Origin of the sequence: Lederbergia sp. NSJ-179, assembly GCF_022867885.1 — a bacterium.
Classification (GTDB): domain Bacteria; phylum Bacillota; class Bacilli; order Bacillales; family Bacillaceae_C; genus Lederbergia.
The window spans coordinates 49,352-68,016 of sequence record NZ_JALIFP010000007.1 but is presented as its reverse complement, the minus strand read 5'-3'; the positions used below and the strand labels follow the sequence as shown (position 1 = coordinate 68,016).

The following is an 18,665-nucleotide window of genomic DNA, read 5'->3' as shown; positions in this document are numbered from 1 at the left end:
ACTATTTACATAAAATCAGAAAATCAGAAATACGAATAAGGGGGAATGGATAATGGTATTAAAAACTCCTGAAAGAAGGGATAGCATGAAAGAACGCTTAACTATCCGTAAACGAGGACAAATTACCTTGCCTAAATCAATTATGGAAAGATTTCAATTAAAAGAAGGTGATACATTAGATTTAGAAATGAATGAGCATGGAGAAATCATCCTTGTACCGATGATTCAAATTCCGGCAAGTCAAAAGTGGTTTTGGACAGAAGAATGGCAACAAGGCGAACGTGAAGCAGATGAAGATATTAAAGCTGATCGACTAGGGAAGCCCATATCCAATAATGCGGATTTAGAAAAATACTTCAAAGAATTGGATGAAAACATAGAGTGATGAATTTAATTCCTACTGCTCGCTTCACCAAAGCATTGTCAAAACTCGATCCGGAGTCGAAAATAGTAATTCAGAAGGCAATGTCTTTAATGCTGGAAGATCTTAACCATCCGTCATTAAGGGTAAAAAAAATGAAGGGATACCATAATCCCAAAATTTGGGAAACAAGTGGCAACATGGATTTACGTATTACTTTTGAATTCCGGAAACCCGATCAGTTGATTTTACGTAATTGTGGTCATCATGATGATACTTTAGATCGTCCATAGTATGGAGTTTTTAAAACATGCAGCTTCTATCTTTAAAGTAGCAGCTGCATGTTTTTTTGTATAGCGATATCATATCTTCAGTTATTAAAACATTTCATTTCTTTTATAATGGGTGTCCCCGCAGACTCTGTTAGCTTCAATCTTAATTGTTTCGTTTTAATAGGTAAAATTTTCCTTATATGACGATGGCCAATAGCCGTTCCTGTTACAATCGTCTGCCATTCGCCATCAACCAAGGCCTCTACCTCAAATTTTCTGACCCGTTCACCGAAGGCAATGTCCTCCATTAGCATAATATGATCCACTTCTGTTTCTTTTTCTAACACTAATTCAAGTTCAGCCCCAGTTCCGGAAGTTGTCGCCAATGGGTTGGAAAATCTATTTTTTATTTCTGCGGCAAACTCTCGTAATCTGTTTGCATCCACGTCTGGAATTAAGCCTCGAGCATCGGGTGACACATTCAATAAAAGATTTGTCCCATGGCCAACAGATCGATAATAAATTTCCATTAATTCTTCTAATGATAGCAGGCTATCTTCATCATTTGGGTGCCAAAACCAGTGACGTTTTCGAATCGGCACATCACACTCAGCCGGCAGCCAATGAGGAGTCCCTGGAAGCCAAGTGGCCCTATCATTAGAAAACATACTGATTTTAGCAGAGTTTTCTGTATTCCAACAAGGGTAAGGCGCTACTCCATCCTCATTGCCGACCCAGCGAATTGTTGGCTGCCCCATATTAAAAATCATCGCATCAGGATGATACTTCTTAACAATCCCAATGATTCGTTCCCAATCATAGACTCTTCCTTCTGAACCAGCTCCATCAAACCATACTTCCAATAAAGGCCCATATTGTGTCATTAATTCTGTTAATTGCTCACAATAAAAATCATCATAAGCTTCTTTATCTGCATAACACTCTGCATTCCGATCCCAAGGGGAAAGATAAACTCCGAAATGCATCCCCTCTTCCCTACAGGCATTCGCGCATTCCCGTACAACGTCCCCTTTTCCACCTTTCCAAGGACTAGATTTCACAGAATAATCCGTTGTTTTCGTTGGCCATAAACAAAAGCCATCATGGTGTTTTGCTGTTAAAATAAAATACTTAAATCCAGCCTCTTTTGCTAGCTTTACCCACTGCCTTGCATCCAATTCAGTTGGATTGAATAATTCAGGAGAATCATTCCCCTCTCCCCATTCCTGATCACAAAAGGTGTTCATCCCAAAATGGCAAAAAATGCCTAGATCGAGATTTTGCCAGAAAACTTGAGGGATTGATGGCAGTGGCCATTCAGTACTTTGCAAGATCATCATCTCCTCTACAAATAGGTGTCATTCATTAAAACTTCTATTATGGTCTAAAAAAGCTTTTACAATAAGAGTATAAATTGTTACAGGTAAAATCACAATAAAAGCGTTTACTGTCTCACCAGTACCAGCGCCTCCGACGCCATGTAATTTGTACAAATCAATATTTACGGTCGGAGGTGCCTATTGGGACAGTAAGCAAATTATAATCGATTATCGATCATAAGCGGCTTGATAGATTTCAAGATAGCGATCTAGCTGCAAACCTTCAAAACCCTTAATATATGCATCCCAATCTTTCTCGAAATTCTTATCTCCTGTTACAAACTGAGCCAAATTTGTCTCAATATAATCAGAGATTGTTGTTTTTAACTGAGCCGCTTCACTAGAATCTTCCAAATTAATAAATATACCACTTGGATAGTTTTCTGTTGTTGCATATGGCTCATAGTTATTTTTCGTTTCTTGATGGAGACGGGTTCCGTAACCATCTTCAGCTAGCGGATCTTCAGGTGCTGTAAAGGATGCCCGATATTCAAATGTGCGCAAGGAAGGGCCTAATTGCTCCCAACCATCATTATGGGTTTGACCGCCTTCAACTGGAAGTTGGGTATATTTCGCCTGCTTTCCATCATAGTCAAGCTCCCCTTCTTCCGCCTTACGCCAGCCTTTGCCTTCTGGTCCATATTCCTGCAAAAGAATCGCTTCTTCCGTAAATAGGAAATCGACAAGTCTGATCGCAGCAATTTGTTGTTCTTCCGTTGCCTTATTTGTTAATGCAAATTGCCCATTGGCCACACTCGCTTCAATATTTGCCTGCTGTACGCCTTTCGGTCCTTTTAATGGTGGGACTGTGACATATTCTTTATGGCGAGGTGTTTTATCATCCGGTGACAATGCATAACTAAGCAAGGCTGTTGTAACAGAACCCATTATATTTTCGTCACGATTAGCTAATTGATTCACCGCATCATTATTTTGTGTAAAGGCCCCCATATCGATAAGTCCTTCAGAATATAATTTATGCATAAATTGAAGGCCTTCTTTCCACTCATCTGTGTTCGCAGCGAGTGATACCTTATCATCCCGTACGACTAGATAGGTATCTCCATCATTATAAATAAAGGGATCCATTAGATAAACGGCAAAATTACCACCCCACATCGTTTCTTCGGTTGCTGCTGTTAATGGAACTTCATCTGCTTTTCCATTTCCATTAGGGTCTTTCTCTTTAAAGGCTTTTAAGACTGTATATAAATCATCTGTTGTCTTTGGAATCTCAAGTCCTAACTGATCAAGCCACTTTTTGTTGATCCAATATTTATTGGGATAGGAACAATGGAAACATTCATTCACCTGTGGAATTGAATAGATATTGCCATCTGGTGCTGTGATCGATTGTTCTAAATAATCGAGATCTTCCATTGCTTTTTTGACATTCGGAGCATATTGATCAATTAAATCATTCAATGGTAAAAATACCCCTTGTTCTCCATATCTCATTTGTTCTGCCGGTGTCAAATTCCCATGAAGAATGACCTCAGGATAATCCCCACTTGAAAGCATTAATTGTTTGCGGTCATTTAATGCGTCGTCCGGGACAAGATTCCACTCGATATGGATATTCGTTTTTTCCTCTAACCATTTTGTGTAGGTATTTGTTTTCATATCTTCAATTGTTGGATATTGTGGAGCAAACATTTGCAATGTCATGGTTTCATCTACAATCGGTAATTCTCCAACTGGATTAATCGTAATATTTTCTGTCCTTTCATTTTTATTTTTTCCTGATTCCTTTGACTGACAAGCAACAAGAAACAACATAGCAAATACAATACTAATCGCAACAAGTTTTTTCTTTTTCACTACATGAACCTCCCTTTTTTTATAAAAAAGCAAAAAGCACCTGCTTAAAGGATGAACGAGGATGAACGAGGATGAACGGCTAAGTTCGCGCCGTCCTGGCGCAACGCCGTTCTGACCAACGTCCTGTTGGCCCCCGTCCTGGCGCAACGCCGTTCTGACCAACATCCTTTGGCCTCCATCCCCCCTACAATATGCTAGGATTTCAATGAGCCAATCATCACCCCTTTTGTAAAATGCTTTTGGACAAACGGATAGATGAGTAAGACTGGGACACTGGCAACAACAATTAACGCATATTTTAACTGCTCCTTTAAACCAGCTAAGGCCAGAACTTGATCGACATTGGACATCATCGATGGATCAACGGAATTTAACACGAGAATTTCCCGAAGAATGATTTGTAATGGAAATAAATTGGGATCCCTCAAGAAAATCAATGCTTGAAAATAGGTATTCCAATGACCCACTGCATACATTAAGGTCATCACGGCAATAATCGGTTTCGATAGAGGAATGACAACACTTGTAATAAAGCGCAGGTCGCTGCACCCATCCATTTCTGCTGCTTCATACAAATCATCTGGTATCGTTGTCTGGAAGAAGGTTCTCGCAATGATGACTTGAAAAACGGCAACCGCTCCAGGCAAAATCATTGCCCATGGTGTATTCAGCAGCCCAAGTGCTTTGACTACTAAATAATAGGGAATAAGTCCACCATCAAATAACATGGTAAAAACCAAGATGGCCATAAGAAGGCCTCGTCCATAAAATGTTTTTCGCGATAATGGATACGCAATCATAATTGTTAAAACAACGTTTACCAGCGTACCAGCTATCGTATACAAGATCGAATTTCTAAAACCGAGTAATATATTCGGATTGTCAAAGACCGCCTTATACCCAGCAAGCGAAAAGTCTACCGGAAAAAGCCAGACCTTGCCGGCCACAACGGCACTTGGATGACTAAAAGACGAGCTGAGAATATTCAGCAAAGGAAGTAAAATAATGAGTAATACGAGTATTAAAAAGCTATATATCCCTGTCAGAAATAAACGATCTCCAATGGGTTCACGAACTTTACTTGTTTTCTTAGTCATTTTTTCACCTCTTTTACCATAGACTGTTGTTTGATATTCTTTTTGCCAGAAAATTGACGATTACAAGTAAAATGAGATTAATGATCGAATTGAATAGCCCCACTGCTGCAGAGAAACTGAAGTTTGATTCAATGAGTCCAACCTTATACACATAAGTGGAAATCACTTCTGATGTCGGTACATTTAATGGATTTTGCATTAAGTAAATTTTCTCAAAACCAATCGCCATCATATTACCGACATTTAGAATAAGCATGATGACCGTTACCGGTAAAATACTAGGGATATCAATATTCAGTATTTTTTGCCATCTGGAAGCACCATCTATTTTGGCTGCTTCATATAATTCAGGGTTTACACCTGCCAAAGCAGCAAGATAAACAATTGCCCCATACCCTGTTTGTTGCCAAACATCTGAGAGGACATAGATCGTTTTAAAAAGACCCGGTTCCCCCATAAAGTTTTTAGGTCCAACTCCAAATAGACCAAGAATACTGTTGACGATTCCTGTATTCGGTGATAACGCCACAATAATGATCGAAACCATAATAACGGTTGAAATAAAGTAAGGAGCATATGTCACCATCTGTACGGATCGTTTGAATAATCCTTGGCGCACCTCATTCAAGGCGAGCGCTAATAGAATCGGTGCTGGAAAACCAACAACAAGTCCATATAGACTAATCCCAAGTGTATTTTTAATAATATTCCAAAAGATGGGTAGATGGAAAAATTGTGAAAAGTGCTTAAAACCAACCCAATCACTCCCCCATATTCCTTTGATGACATTGTAATCTTTAAAGGCAATAACGCTCCCAAACATAGGAACATACTTAAATGTAATCAGGAAGGATAAAGGAATTAACACTAATAGATAAAGTTGCCAATGTTTTTTGACTAGTTTCCAATTTCTTGCTCTCTTTTTCTGGGTAAGAGGATGATGTGGATTTTCCGCGATAACTGCTTTCCCTGTTGACATTTCATTCTCTCCTTTCTTGAGTGATGTAAGGGATTGCAATTATCATAACAACTAATATTAAAATTAGACAACGGGCAATTTTCTCTTGCTTAACCTTTTTCACTTTGCACTTGTTTGCTGGGAAAAAGGGCTATAACATGGCGATTTTCCCCATAATTCTTTTTTCGCCTGCCAAATGGACAAAAATACTAGGCATCTGTCCCCTATTTTTTTCGGAAGGGAGATACCTAGCATTTTATAACGGTTTAGGATCCATCCATTTTATTGTGTAACTTTCTATATTCTCCTGGAGAAGTCCCATGTCGTTTTCGAAAAACTCTCGTAAATGAATTAGGGCTAATATAGCCAACCTGTTTACTTATTTCTACGATTGGTTTATTGGTCGTTTTCAGTAGCTCTTCTGCATGTTCCATCCGGATTCTCGTAAGAAAATCGACAAATTTCTCACCAAACTGCTCTTTAAAAAGCTTACTAATATATTTCCCCCTTATGTCGAATAATTCACTCAAATGATCAAGGGAAAGATCTACATTTTCGAAATGACTTTCAATATATTCTTTAATTTCCAGTAACACCTTATCATAGCTCTTCGCTTGTTTTAGTGTGATGATTTCTTTTGCCAGTTCATCCAAAATGGTGAAAATGTTTTGTTCCAGTTCATCCATCGTATCAAAATGTTCAAGCTGATCAGCCAATCTTGGCAATACCTGTTCGTTCCACTTTTCCTGAATGTCCTCTGGGAACAAATGCCGCTCCCTTTCTAAGTAAAAAATAAAGAAGTTGATAATGTGAACGAGCTCGTCTTTGCGCAGCTTCGCCTGTTTCATTTGTTCGAATAGCTTGCGATAATGTTTTTGCCAACTATTATCACTTATCCGATAGGCAATAACGATCTCATGGGCAAGCTTTAACTGCTGATAAATATCTGCCTCCGTAAAGGTTGCCTCTTCATAACCAATCAATTGATCCAATCCCAGCACCGCTTTGTAGGTAAGCGCCTCCTCCGCTTCATCATAAGCTTTAGGCAGATCCTCAGGGATCGTGATCACTCGACTAAAGCCAATCGTGACCGTAAAGGGGAATGAATCCATGATCATATTTTTAAATGGGGCAAAATTTGGAGAAAGGTTCATTTCCTCCGTAGAGGCTTGCATGATCCCAACTAATCTATCCTCATTTTCCCAACCGCACCATAGAACAGCCCCACCATCATTTGCATGTTCACTTGCTCTTTTTTCAAGTTCAGCCTTTAACTGCAGCCTTTTTTCCGTATTCAGCTTTTTTGTCCACTCACCATATTGATCGATCTCCAATAGAAACACGATCGACGGAAGAAATCTTTGCGGCAATCCCAGTTTGTCCATCTCTTCTTCCCAATCTGGGAAAGTGCCTTTTTCGTGCAAGATTTTATTGAATCCATATTTCCTGCGCAGTACTAAAACCTCATCTTCCACTTGATGATAGCGGTTTGACTGCTCCATCATTTGATCTAAGGTTTGCGCAATTAGCGTAAATTCATTCTTTTGCGCAGGAACTAGTTGCTCTCGTAAAAGGCCTGCATGAATCTTTCCAACAAGTTGTTCCAGTGGCTTGTAGGCTTTTTTCGTTATATAAATAAACCAGATAATCCCTGTTACAACGACAAGGAAAGAGATGATGATCCATAATAACCGAACAGAATCGACAACTCTTGCCAAATTACTTTTCGAGAGACCGCTTTCAATCGTCCATCCCGTATAATCCGAAGTAAAGCGTGTAAGGACGCGATCTTTTTCCTTTTGAACGTCTTCATTCCATAGCTCTGTTCCACTCTTATCCGTGAGCCTAACAAAACTCACTTCGGGATCATACATTTCGTGAATTCCCTTTTTGAGCTCCCTTACACTTACATTTACAACGATAAAACCCTTTGCTTTTCCATAAAAAGGGACAGGTCGTTTTATGGACACAACCGCCTTTTCCTTTTGTTTTGGAAATTCTCGGAATAAACGTAGATCGGTCCAATGGGATGTATGTTGGGTGGGGGTATTTTCAATAAAGAGATGATCTCCATAATCCTTTACTTTCGTGATCGTACTAAGACTTAAAACAGTGTCATCGCTAAAACGAACTAAATAAGCCGAATCGATGATCGGGTAATTAATTTTTAGCTCGCGCATCGCTTTATAGGCCTCAAGATTCACAGGTACATCTGCTATATCTTGTTCATTTAAAAACTGCTGAAAACTTTTATTATTCAAGGATTCTCTTAAAACCCGATGATTGATTTCTTTCAAACTGCGATCCATATATCGATAAGCTTGCCCAGCCAGTGATTCATTTATATTTAAGGCTTCCTGCTTACTCTGATCATTAAGTACTTGAAAGAAAATAAAAAATAAAATAAGAATAATAATAAAAAAAACGGGCGTATAAGCCAACAACATACGGTAAAACCAATTGCGGTTCATGAGATCTCCTCCCCTTGTAACAGTCGGAATAGTATGGATACTATTCTTTCTAAACGTTCAATACACAAAACGGATATGATCCCTCATGTATCGATTGACGGGCTGTCCAATGAATGACCGCATCTCTAAACAGGTTAGAGATGCGGTTGTTATAGAGATATTTCTCGATGTTTATAGGCGAATAAAGATTTTATTTAAGCACACCTTTTTTTAAAATGATATTGGCGTATTGAGCCGTTTCTCCAGTAGCCACGATGGCATAGGCTTTTTTTGCGCGTTCGTAAAACGAAAAACGCTCCAAGTATTCCATTTGAATAGACTCTTCTTTTTGAATGAAGCGTTCATATTTTTTCCAAATTGTTGGTTGAAGTTGCTCCCCTTCTACCACATCCATCAATGTAACAGGATGTTCCACATAGGTGTCGAGGGGGAAAAATTTTAATATCGCTTCTAACAACTCCGGTATTCCATGACCATCACAACGAAGCAGATGCTGGGCATGGCTAGCAGCCGGAAAATTCCCGTCTGCCAAAACGATTTCGTCACCATGCCCCATTTCCATTAAAACTTTCATGAGGTCTGGTGATAAAATTGCTGGTATTCCTTTTAACATAAACCGTACACCCGACCTTTACTTTTCCTCAACAAAATAATTTGTAAGCGCCCCTAATTTTTCAATTTCACATGTGATGACATCGCCAGGTTGAATATACACTTGCTGATCTTCTGGTAAGCCAAGCACAACTCCTTCCGGGGTGCCAGTTAAGATTACATCTCCAGGTTCTAAAGTTAAATATTGAGAAAGATAGCTGACGATTTCCGCACAATTAAAAATCATATCGGATGTATTCGAATCTTGCTTCACTTCCCCGTTAACTGTCGTTTTCAAATGTAAATCATTGGGGTTTCCGACTTCATCTGCAGTAACAAGATAAGGTCCAATCGGACTGAACTTATCGCCGATTTTTCCAAGCATCCATTGTGGTGTTCTCATTTGTAGATCACGTGCAGATAAGTCATTGGCGGTACAATAACCAAATACATAATCAAGCGCCTTTTCTTCACTCACATATTTTGCTTTCTTGCCAATCACGATCCCGAGCTCCACCTCATAATCTAGCTTTTCTGTTACTTTTGGTACAGGGATCTCACTATTATGGCCTGCTAGAGTATTATCAAATTTATTAAAAAGAATAGGAAACTCTGGATAAGGAGCATTGGTTTCATCCGCATGCTTGCGGTAATTTAGTCCAACACAAATAATTTTATGCGGCTTTGTGACACATGGTCCCCACACTAGATTCTCAGAATCCACATATACCACCGTATTTGCTTTTTCCGCTTGTTTCAATAGGTTCGATAATTGATTGATTGCCTGTTCTTCTCCTGCAATAACAGCCATGATATCTGTTTCTACGTTTGAAACCCTCGTTTTCTCTGCAGTCGCTTGAATATCAATAATCCCTTCGTCCGTTTGAACGCCTAATTTATGTAGCTCTTGTACTTCATATGTTAATAGTTTCATGAATGATAGCTCCTTTTCTATTTGTTATGCATTTTTACCAAATACGACCCCTCCATCAATATACAATGGAGAGCCCATCATAAACTTCGCTTCATCCGAAGCTAAAAACAGGGCAGCATTGGCGACATCTTCCGGCTTTCCCAAGTCCCCACTAAGTTGTCTTTTCTTAATCCCATTAATCGCCTCTTCGGGGTCATCATACGAATTTTTCAGATAGTTTTCTACAAATGGCGTATAAATGGTTCCTGGAAGTAAAGCATTGACCCGAATATTATAAGGAGCATAATCGACTTGCATCGACTTCGTTAAAGATAACACAGCCCCTTTTGTCGCTGCATATAAAGCTCGTTTCGCGAGGCCCATTTCTGCTACACAGGAAGACATATTAATAATACACCCACTCTGTTGTTTCATCATATAGGGAACAATGTACTTGCAGCCTAAATAAACGCCTTTCACATTGACATCCATGACCTTATCCCATACATCTGGTTCCACTTCATCAATTCTACCGACATTACTAATTCCAGCATTATTAAAAAGAATATCCATTTTTTTATGGTCTTTGACCACATAATCAGCTAAATCTTGAACAGATTCTGGTACGGTCACATCAGCTTGGAAGAAGGAGGCGTTTCCCCCATTTTCTTTAATCTCACTTACTGTTTGTTCACCATGTTCTTGGTTAATATCATTGACAATAACATGGGCCCCTTCTGCTGCAAACCGAAGGGCTGTCGCTTTTCCAATCCCGCTCCCTGAACCGGTGATAATCGCTATTTTATCTTTCAATCTCATACGAGTTCACTCCTTTGTTTTTGCATATGATCTTCAGGCTGAGCTGCCTTTACCGTTAATCCGCCATCAACCATTAACAAATGACCGTTGATTTGCATTGCCTCTTCAGATGCTAAAAAGACAACCGCATCCCCAATTTGCTTTTCTGTACCTAATCGTTTCATTGGATTTGCTTGGATTTCTTGCTTATGGATGGCCGGATCAGCTAAAAAATCCTTACACATGTCCGTTGCCACCGTGCTTGGACCAACTGCATTGACATTAATATTATATTGACCAAGCTCTATCGCCAAGGCTTTTGTTAATTGATTGGCCGCCGCCTTGGATGAAATATAATGAGGAATTACAGGACTTGTCACAAGCACACTTGCCGTGGAGGCAATATTAATGATTTTACCGTATTGTTTTTCAATCATCTTTTTAGCGACACGTTGCGAGGTTAAAAAAATGGATTTCACATTTGTTCGATAAGTTTCATCCCACAGATCCTCTGAAACATTTAGAAATGGTTGAAACGGAGCCATTCCTGCATTATTGACAAGTACCTCCACAGCTCCTAGACGTGCTTCTACTTCGCTAATCATATCGTCCACTTCATCTTTTATTCCTACATTTGCTTGCACAATCATATATTTACCTGCATATTTTGCTTCCAATTCATCCTTAAGCGATGCCGCCTGTCCACGATTTTCCACTGATTTATAATTGATGGCCACATTGGCTCCTTCTTCTGCCAATCTTTGGACAATAGCTGCTCCTATTCCGCTACTTCCCCCCGTCACAAGGGCCACACGATTTTCTAATCTTTTCATTTCACTACTCCTTTTAGTCCATTTCGGGATCTGTGTTTTACGGGCCGAACCCGTGCTATCCGAGCGTATTTCATCGCTATCCGAGCGTATTTTTTCTATCCTAGCGTAAACACGGCCTATCCGAGCGTATATCTTTTTCCAACTAAGCTATTAAGATCTTGTTTATAAACTAATCCCAATCCGACTAATGCTGAACTCTGCATGGCCTAATATCTCAGCCTTTGTTTGTTCTCCGTTTGCTACCTCCATAATAAAATGGTAAATATTCTTTCCAGCCTCTTCCAATGTTTCTTTTCCTTGTAAAACAAGGCTTGTATCAATATCGATATTATCAGCCATCCGTTTCGCTGTAACCTCATTTCCCGTTACTTTAATCACGGGTACAATCGGATTTCCTGTTGGTGTTCCTCTTCCTGTTGTGAATACGACCATATGCACACCAGCCGCCGCCATCCCTGTCACACATTCGATATCATTTCCTGGGGAATCCATAAAGTAATAACCTTTCCCTGGAATTTGATCAGCAAAAGGAATGACATCCTTTAATGGCGCATTTCCAGCTTTGCTGATGCAGCCAAGCGATTTTTCTTCGATCGAAGATAATCCCCCCGCAATATTCCCAGGACTAGGATTTCCGCCACGCATATCGACACCCATGCGTTCAATTTCATCTTCAAATCTCTTAATAGCCTTGTAAAGTTTTCCTTTTACCTCTTCGCTGACAGCCTTTTCCGCAACAAGATGCTCAGCACCGATAATTTCCGTTGTTTCTCCCATGATAATGGTTCCGCCTTGATCTAAAAGCATGTCAGACGTTTTTCCAAGGGCTGGATTGCTACATAATCCAGATGTAAAATCAGATCCACCGCATTTGACTCCGACGATTAATTCGGAGATAGGTATATCTTGCATAGGGGTATTTCCAATCATAACCGCTAATTTCTTCGCTTCTTGGATCCCTTTTTGAATCGTTTTAATCGAGCCACCTTCCGTTTGGATATCAATCCAGACAACAGGCTTTCCCGTTTCTTCGATCTCCGCTTTTACTTCCCTCGCATCAATCACTTCACACCCCAAACTCACAATTAAAACCGCTCCAACATTCGGGTTTTTTCCCATCCCGACCAACACTTTATGGGTCCTCTCTTTGTCATCTCCAACTTGGCTGCATCCGTGTTGATGGGGAATCGCGACTGAATCAGGGACTTGCTGCTGGATCCTTGCACAAACTTGGTTGGCACACACGACCGTAGGTAGAATTAAAAGATGGTTACGAATCCCTACTGTTCCATTTTCACGCCGATAGCCTTTAAACGTTCGCATGTTTTTGCACCTCCCCAACTTTTTTATCTCCCCTGCCTCTAATGCCCTCAATATTATGAATATGAACATGTTCGCCCACTTGTATGGCAGATGTGGCCGCTCCAATCACCTCTCCATATTTAAGCACTTCTTGCCCCATTTGTATTGGGGAAATAGCCACTTTATGTCCAAAATCTATATCATGTTTCAATTCAATTTGTTGCCTTTCCCCCTTCTGAGTGTAGGTTAATGTCTCCCCTTTCTTTACATCTTTTAAAAGGGTTGCTACATTGTCTTGATCATCCATAACAATACAGGAGATCCCTGAATGAAACGCTTTCTCCATCATATTACCTCCCGTTCATTTCCTAAAAATTTTATTCCTTATTGTTATCGGTATCATAATTTTAACAAAGTATTTCTTTATCTGTCAATCCATATCTAGGAAACTTAAACAATACTCTTGTCCGCTTTGCGTTTCAAATTCTAAGAGATCATTTTCCCAACTGGCTAGGACAGATTGGCCGTCACATTTTATGGAGGGATGTAGAGCTGTTCGAATTTTACATACACCATCATGCTTCGCCTTAATGTTCACGTTTGTCAATTTTCTATTTTCCCAAAATAGATCGATCTCGTATCCACCTCGAGCACGTAAGCCCTTTACATTCCCAGTAGACCAAGCCTTGGGAAGAGCAGGCAACAATACAATTTCTTTTGCATGGGATTGCAGTAACATTTCCGCCATACCGGCTGTAGCTCCAAAATTACCATCAATTTGAAAAGGAGGATGCGCATCAAATAAATTCGGATAAATCGAGGTTGTCAGCAGTTGACGAATACTTTGATACGCCTTGTCCCCTTCATGTAACCGTGCCCAAAAATTAATGATCCAAGCACGACTCCAACCTGTGTGGCCGCCACCATTAGAGAGTCTCCTTTCTAATGTTCGTTTGGCGGCTTTAGCCAATTCCGGAGTATGAACGGGGTGGATTTCTTCCCCTGGATGTAAAGCAAACAATTGAGAGATATGGCGATGACCTGGATCTACTTCCTTATAATCCTCAATCCATTCCATAATCTGATTATGTTTGCCAATTTGCGGCTTTGGCAAACTGGCTTGCGCTTCCTCTATCTGGGAGCGGAACGCTTGATCCATATGTAAGATTGTCCCAGCTTCCATAACAGCCGTAAATAAAAAGTGTAGAATCTGCGTATCCATCGCCGGACCCATACAGAGGTTCCCTTTTGCTCCATTTTCAAGCATAAATGTGTTTTCAGGAGAAATAGAAGGTCCTGTCAATAACCGCCCCTTGCTATCCTTTACCAAATAATCCAGAAAAAATTCGGCTGCTTCCTTCATGATTGGATAAGCACGCTTGCGCAAAAATTCTTTATCTCCTCCAAAACGATAATGCTCCCATAAATGCAAAGAAAGCCAGGCAGCACCCATTGGCCATATTGATGCGGAAAGGGGAATACCTTCCATATGAGTTTCTCCCCATATATTGGTATTATGATGGGCGACAAATCCTCTACACCCATACACTTCACGAGCTGTCCGTCTACCTTTTTCCCGCATTCGCTCAATTAAGTCAAAAAGCGGCTCGTGACATTCCGAAAGATTGCAAATTTCAGCTGGCCAGTAATTCATCTGGGTATTGATATTGATCGTATATTTTGATTCCCAAGGTGGTGTGAAGCTTTCATTCCAAATTCCTTGCAAGTTGGCCGTCAAACTGCCGGGTCTTGAACAAGAAATAAGTAAGTATCTTCCATATTGAAAAAACAATGACTCCAATCCTACATCTTCTTTCCCTTCCTGATAACGCTTGATTCGAAGATTAGTAGGAATCTTTTGAAACGCTTCCCCTTCTCTATCAGAAAGATTGAAAGATACACGTCGAAATTTTTCCTGATATTCCTTCACATGAGCGGCTTTTAATTCCGAATACTTTTTTCGTGAAGCAGCTTCAATTTGATCAAAACAAACGCTCTCAACATCCTCATGACGGAAAGTCGATCCAGCGGCTACAAAAAGTGTCACAGCATCTGCATCTTCAATAGAAATAAAATCGCCAATTGAGCTTATCCGTCCGCCGTCATTGATCGCTTTCACGACCGCCCGGAATTCCACACCCTCTCGTCCACATTCCCCCTTCATAATGAACGTATTAGGTGAAACCTTCTCACTTCCCAGGTCAAATGGTCGGCGCATCATGTTTACACTAAAGGTCAATCCGCCAGGTACATCACTTGTCAATCTTATGATAAGTACATCATCGACGGCACTGCTAAAGTATTCCCTAAAAAGAGCTTGATCCCCTAATTTATAGTGAACCGTTGTGATCGCTGTCTCCACGTTCAATTCTCTGCGGTAATCTGAAATAGGTTCTTCTTGATCAAGAAACCAAAGATGTAGATCTCCAAGCGGCTGGTAAGGATGCAAGTATCTTGGTTGGGAAAGCAGAGCCATCCTCGCTAAGTGTTCCGCCTCCCGCTGCTTTCCAGAAAATAACAGCTCGCGAATTTTTGGTAAATACTTTTTCGCGTCAGGGTTATTGGCATCTTGGGGACCACCGTACCAAATAGAATCTTCATTTAACTGAATTCTCTCTTGATAGATCCCGCCAAACACCATTCCGCCTAAACGTCCATTTCCGATCGGAAGAGCTTCTGTCCATTTTTTGGCGGGTTGATCGTACCAAAGTAAATGATTTGTATTCAATAGTGTCACCTCTTTAAAATGGGATAGGCATCTAAACAGGCCACAACGTTGTGGCCTGTTTAGATGCGAGTTTTCTAGATTAGGGAGAGTTTCACTGTTGTAGACGGCCACTCGGCTGTTTGAAGTGGGATCTTCCTGATGTTTTCCGCCCCTTCTCCTCTATTCCTCTTCCTTCAAAAATATTTCGACAACTGGAACCGCGCTATCCGGTTTTTGAATGGGTAATTCCAATGTCACTGATCCGGGCTTCACAGTTGCTGTTGTATGCGATAGCCGTTCGTTCGGATCATGTTCTTTGTATTGTACTTCCGAAGCATCATGAAGCAATTGGGCGTATTCGATTTGCCCCGCTAGTCCTTCTAAATGAATATGTTTAAAAGGCCAAGAAAAAATATGCAAATATAAACGGTTGCCTTTTTGTGTATATCGGCAATCAACAGGAGCAGTAAATTCACTAGCGTTCGCTCCATAGATAGAACGCGAATTCATCCTCATCCAACTTCCGATTTCGTTCAATGTATCAATCGATTTCTGATCAAATTCTCCACGTCCATTTGGCCCTACATTCAGAAGAAGATTTCCCCCTTTAGAAACACTGTCAATCAGCATTTTAATCAGCATTTCTGGAGACTTCCAATCCAAATTATCCCGATCATAGCCCCAACTGCCATTGAGTGTTTGGCAAGCCTCCCAAATGATTGGCTCCCCATCCTCTACTAGTGAACCGCTTGGTTGATATTGTTCTGGCGTTTTCACCCCACGCCCTAAATCAAGTCGATCGTTAAGGATGATATCGGGCTGCAATTCGAAAATCAATTTTTCTAATTCTTCTGCCTTCCAAGCATCCGCTCCTTTTCCCTTTGACCAGCCCCAATCCGCGTGTGGATAGGAAAAGTCAAACCAGAGATAATCAATTTTCCCATAATTTGTTAACAATTCTCGCACTTGCCCATGTAAATATTCCACATAATGTTCCATTTTGCGATTAGAGGCTTCTTTTTTAAAATCCTCATCATCCCGTTGAGGATGCAATCCATCGATTGGGAATTCAGGGTGATGCCAATCAATCAGAGAATGATAGAAACCGACTTTTAATCCCTCTTCCCTAAAGGCAGTCACCATCTCTAATAATAGGTCGCGTTTTGCTGGTGTATTTGTTACCTTATAGTTTGTTAGTTTGGAATCCCAAAGCGCAAAACCTTCATGATGTTTCGTTGTTATCACAAAATATTTCATGCCCGCATTTTTGGCTACACGAGCCCACTTTTTCGGATCGTATAAATCAGGATCAAAGAACTTGAAATATTTGTTGTACGTATTGGGATGAATTTTCTCCCGGTTCATAACCCACTCATGACGAGCAGCATTGGAATAGAGCCCCCAGTGAATAAATAGTCCGAAACGATCATGAATAAACCATTCTGGATTCCCGTAATGAGTCGGCCAATTTGTCTTTTGTACTGTACCACTTTCGTTTTGCATCATTCTACTCTCCTCTTTCTCATTTATATTTTGAGTCATAGGCTTCTTGATAAATTTCTATATAACGATCTAAATTCATTCCTTCTAATGTTTCAAGAAATTTATCCCACCCTTTCTCAATATCATCATCACCGGAAATAAATCTGGCATTAGATTCATCAACAAAGTTTTGGATCGTTGACTCAATCTCTGCCAGTTCGGCTGATTGTTCCTCATTAAAATAAAGAGGCGGAACGATCATGTCCTCGTCAGGCTTATAAGGCTCATATTTTTCTTTTGTTTCTTTGTAAAGAAGAGCTTCTAATGGCTGTTCATCCGTTGCCATTTCACTTAATCTAAATTCATCTGTTCTAATTACAGGACCTTGTTGTGCCCAATGTGTATTCTGTACTTCTCCATAGGAATTTAGCCGTACCCATTTTGCAGGTTTACCATTAATCCCTACTTCACCTTCCTTTGCCCATCTCCAATCTTTATCCATCTCTCCTGCCTCGGCTCTTAATGTAACTTCTTCTTGATAAAATCCTTCCGCCCAACGCAAAGCCACTTCCGGATGTTTCGCTTGATTCGTAATAATAAAGGAGGCCCGCCCCGGTACAGGTGGCTGATACCAAGAAACTCGATTACCATTTGGTCCCTCTAATGGCGGTACCGCGACATAATCTAGCCATTTCCCGCTATTGCCACCAGCGGTCATAAAATCACCTTGCCAATATCCCATCGCCATTCCTAAAATCGTTTCCTTTGAATTTCCAAGCCGTTTTAATTGATCCTGATCTTGTGTAAGGGACTCCTTTGCCATCAATCCTTCTTCATACAATTGTTGAATGTATTTTAACCCTTCTCTCCATTCTGGCTTTGTATAAGGTACTTCAATTTTTCCATTCTCCACATACATTTGATTGTAAATAAATGGATCCATTAAATAGCTTGGGAAAGGCCATAAATCTTTATTTCCCGCTATGGGGATCTCATCCTGTTTGCCATTTTTGTTCGGATCTTGTTCCTTAAAAGCTTTCAAAACTTGATAGAATTCTTCCGTTGTTTCTGGCGTCTCCAAACCAAGATCATCTAGCCAAGGTTGATAGATCCATAGTTTTTGGGCCATTGTACAGTGGTAGCATTCATTGATATAAGGCAATGAATAGATATTACCATCAGGTGCTGTAATAGAGTCTAAAACATCTTTTCTTTCATCCAAGAAATTTTTAACATCTGTTCCAAAATCCTGAATTAAATCATTTAACGGCAAAAACATTCCTTGACTTCCATAAATCATTAATTGCGAAAGTGTAACTGGGCTATTCATAATGACATCTGGTAAATCATCGCTGGATAAAACTAAATTAAGCTTTTCTTCTGCATTTTGGCTGGGGATTACCTCCCATTCAATATGAACATTGGTTTTTTCTTCATACCATTTTGTAAATTTGTTTGTTTTATAATCCTCAACTAATGGATGGGCAGGAACCAATACACGTAAGGTTACCTTTTCCTCTGTGATTGGAAATGTACCGGGCTCAGTTAGCTTAATTTCCTCGTTATCTTCCTTTTCTCCGGTTGTTTTTTCATCACTAGAACACGCTACTAGAATTGATAATAGACCCAGTAGAACAAAAATAACTGTGAATAATTTAAATTTTCTCATGATAGTACCCC

At 40.1% G+C, this 18,665-nt stretch carries 16 protein-coding genes; 2 read left to right on the top strand and 14 right to left on the bottom strand.

The features are described from left to right. Positions 1-52 precede the first annotated feature (52 nt). Positions 53-385 carry an AbrB/MazE/SpoVT family DNA-binding domain-containing protein gene (locus MUB24_RS07540; protein ID WP_244702789.1) on the top strand — a complete coding sequence of 111 codons (333 nt, stop codon included), beginning with the start codon at positions 53-55 and terminating at the stop codon, positions 383-385. Then, positions 385-654: a cytotoxin gene (locus tag MUB24_RS07535; RefSeq protein WP_244702978.1), complete on the top strand. Its 270-nt coding sequence runs from the start codon at positions 385-387 to the stop codon at positions 652-654. The genes MUB24_RS07540 and MUB24_RS07535 overlap by 1 nt, the downstream gene beginning before the upstream one ends. A gap of 77 nt (positions 655-731) precedes the next feature. On the opposite strand, the gene MUB24_RS07530 is transcribed toward MUB24_RS07535, so the two are convergent. The 14 genes from MUB24_RS07530 to MUB24_RS07465 form a co-directional block, all read right to left on the bottom strand. Beyond that, on the bottom strand, positions 732-1,970 hold the full coding sequence (locus MUB24_RS07530) for an alpha-L-fucosidase (protein ID WP_396426708.1): 1,239 nt from the start codon (positions 1,968-1,970) through the stop codon (positions 732-734). 210 nt (positions 1,971-2,180) lie between these two features. Further along, entirely contained in the window at positions 2,181-3,833 is a 1,653-nt protein-coding gene (locus tag MUB24_RS07525; protein WP_244702787.1) for an ABC transporter substrate-binding protein, read from the bottom strand. Positions 3,834-4,027: 194 nt separating this feature from the next. Beyond that, positions 4,028-4,930 carry a carbohydrate ABC transporter permease gene (locus MUB24_RS07520; RefSeq protein WP_244702786.1) on the bottom strand — a complete coding sequence of 301 codons (903 nt, stop codon included), beginning with the start codon at positions 4,928-4,930 and terminating at the stop codon, positions 4,028-4,030. Between the two features lie 13 nt (positions 4,931-4,943). Further along, on the bottom strand, positions 4,944-5,909 hold the full coding sequence (locus MUB24_RS07515) for an ABC transporter permease (protein ID WP_244702785.1): 966 nt from the start codon (positions 5,907-5,909) through the stop codon (positions 4,944-4,946). Positions 5,910-6,154: 245 nt separating this feature from the next. Beyond that, on the bottom strand, positions 6,155-8,359 hold the full coding sequence (locus MUB24_RS07510; protein ID WP_244702784.1) for a helix-turn-helix domain-containing protein: 2,205 nt from the start codon (positions 8,357-8,359) through the stop codon (positions 6,155-6,157). 190 nt (positions 8,360-8,549) lie between these two features. Continuing rightward, complete coding sequence (gene fucU, locus MUB24_RS07505; protein WP_244702782.1) at positions 8,550-8,972, bottom strand: L-fucose mutarotase; 423 nt, start codon at positions 8,970-8,972, stop codon at positions 8,550-8,552. A gap of 18 nt (positions 8,973-8,990) precedes the next feature. Further along, positions 8,991-9,884 (bottom strand): fumarylacetoacetate hydrolase family protein, encoded by an 894-nt coding sequence (locus MUB24_RS07500; RefSeq protein ID WP_244702780.1) that lies wholly within the window; start codon positions 9,882-9,884, stop codon positions 8,991-8,993. 24 nt (positions 9,885-9,908) lie between these two features. After that, entirely contained in the window at positions 9,909-10,682 is a 774-nt protein-coding gene (locus MUB24_RS07495; RefSeq protein WP_244702778.1) for an SDR family NAD(P)-dependent oxidoreductase, read from the bottom strand. Continuing rightward, a complete protein-coding gene (locus MUB24_RS07490; RefSeq protein ID WP_244702776.1) occupies positions 10,679-11,494 on the bottom strand; it encodes an SDR family NAD(P)-dependent oxidoreductase in 816 nt (271 codons plus the stop codon). Before MUB24_RS07490 ends, MUB24_RS07495 begins: the two co-directional genes overlap by 4 nt. A gap of 162 nt (positions 11,495-11,656) precedes the next feature. Next, positions 11,657-12,817, bottom strand: a complete 1,161-nt coding sequence (locus MUB24_RS07485) for a UxaA family hydrolase (RefSeq protein ID WP_244702774.1) — start codon at positions 12,815-12,817, stop codon at positions 11,657-11,659. After that, positions 12,804-13,142: a UxaA family hydrolase gene (locus MUB24_RS07480; protein WP_244702772.1), complete on the bottom strand. Its 339-nt coding sequence runs from the start codon at positions 13,140-13,142 to the stop codon at positions 12,804-12,806. Before MUB24_RS07480 ends, MUB24_RS07485 begins: the two co-directional genes overlap by 14 nt. A gap of 84 nt (positions 13,143-13,226) precedes the next feature. Beyond that, the gene (locus tag MUB24_RS07475; RefSeq protein WP_396426707.1) at positions 13,227-15,533 is read right to left on the bottom strand and encodes a glycoside hydrolase family 95 protein; all 2,307 of its coding nucleotides are present in this window, start codon (positions 15,531-15,533) and stop codon (positions 13,227-13,229) included. A gap of 150 nt (positions 15,534-15,683) precedes the next feature. Continuing rightward, positions 15,684-17,009 carry an alpha-L-fucosidase gene (locus MUB24_RS07470; RefSeq protein ID WP_244702768.1) on the bottom strand — a complete coding sequence of 442 codons (1,326 nt, stop codon included), beginning with the start codon at positions 17,007-17,009 and terminating at the stop codon, positions 15,684-15,686. Between the two features lie 16 nt (positions 17,010-17,025). Then, entirely contained in the window at positions 17,026-18,654 is a 1,629-nt protein-coding gene (locus MUB24_RS07465) for an ABC transporter substrate-binding protein (protein ID WP_244702766.1), read from the bottom strand. Positions 18,655-18,665 lie beyond the last annotated feature (11 nt).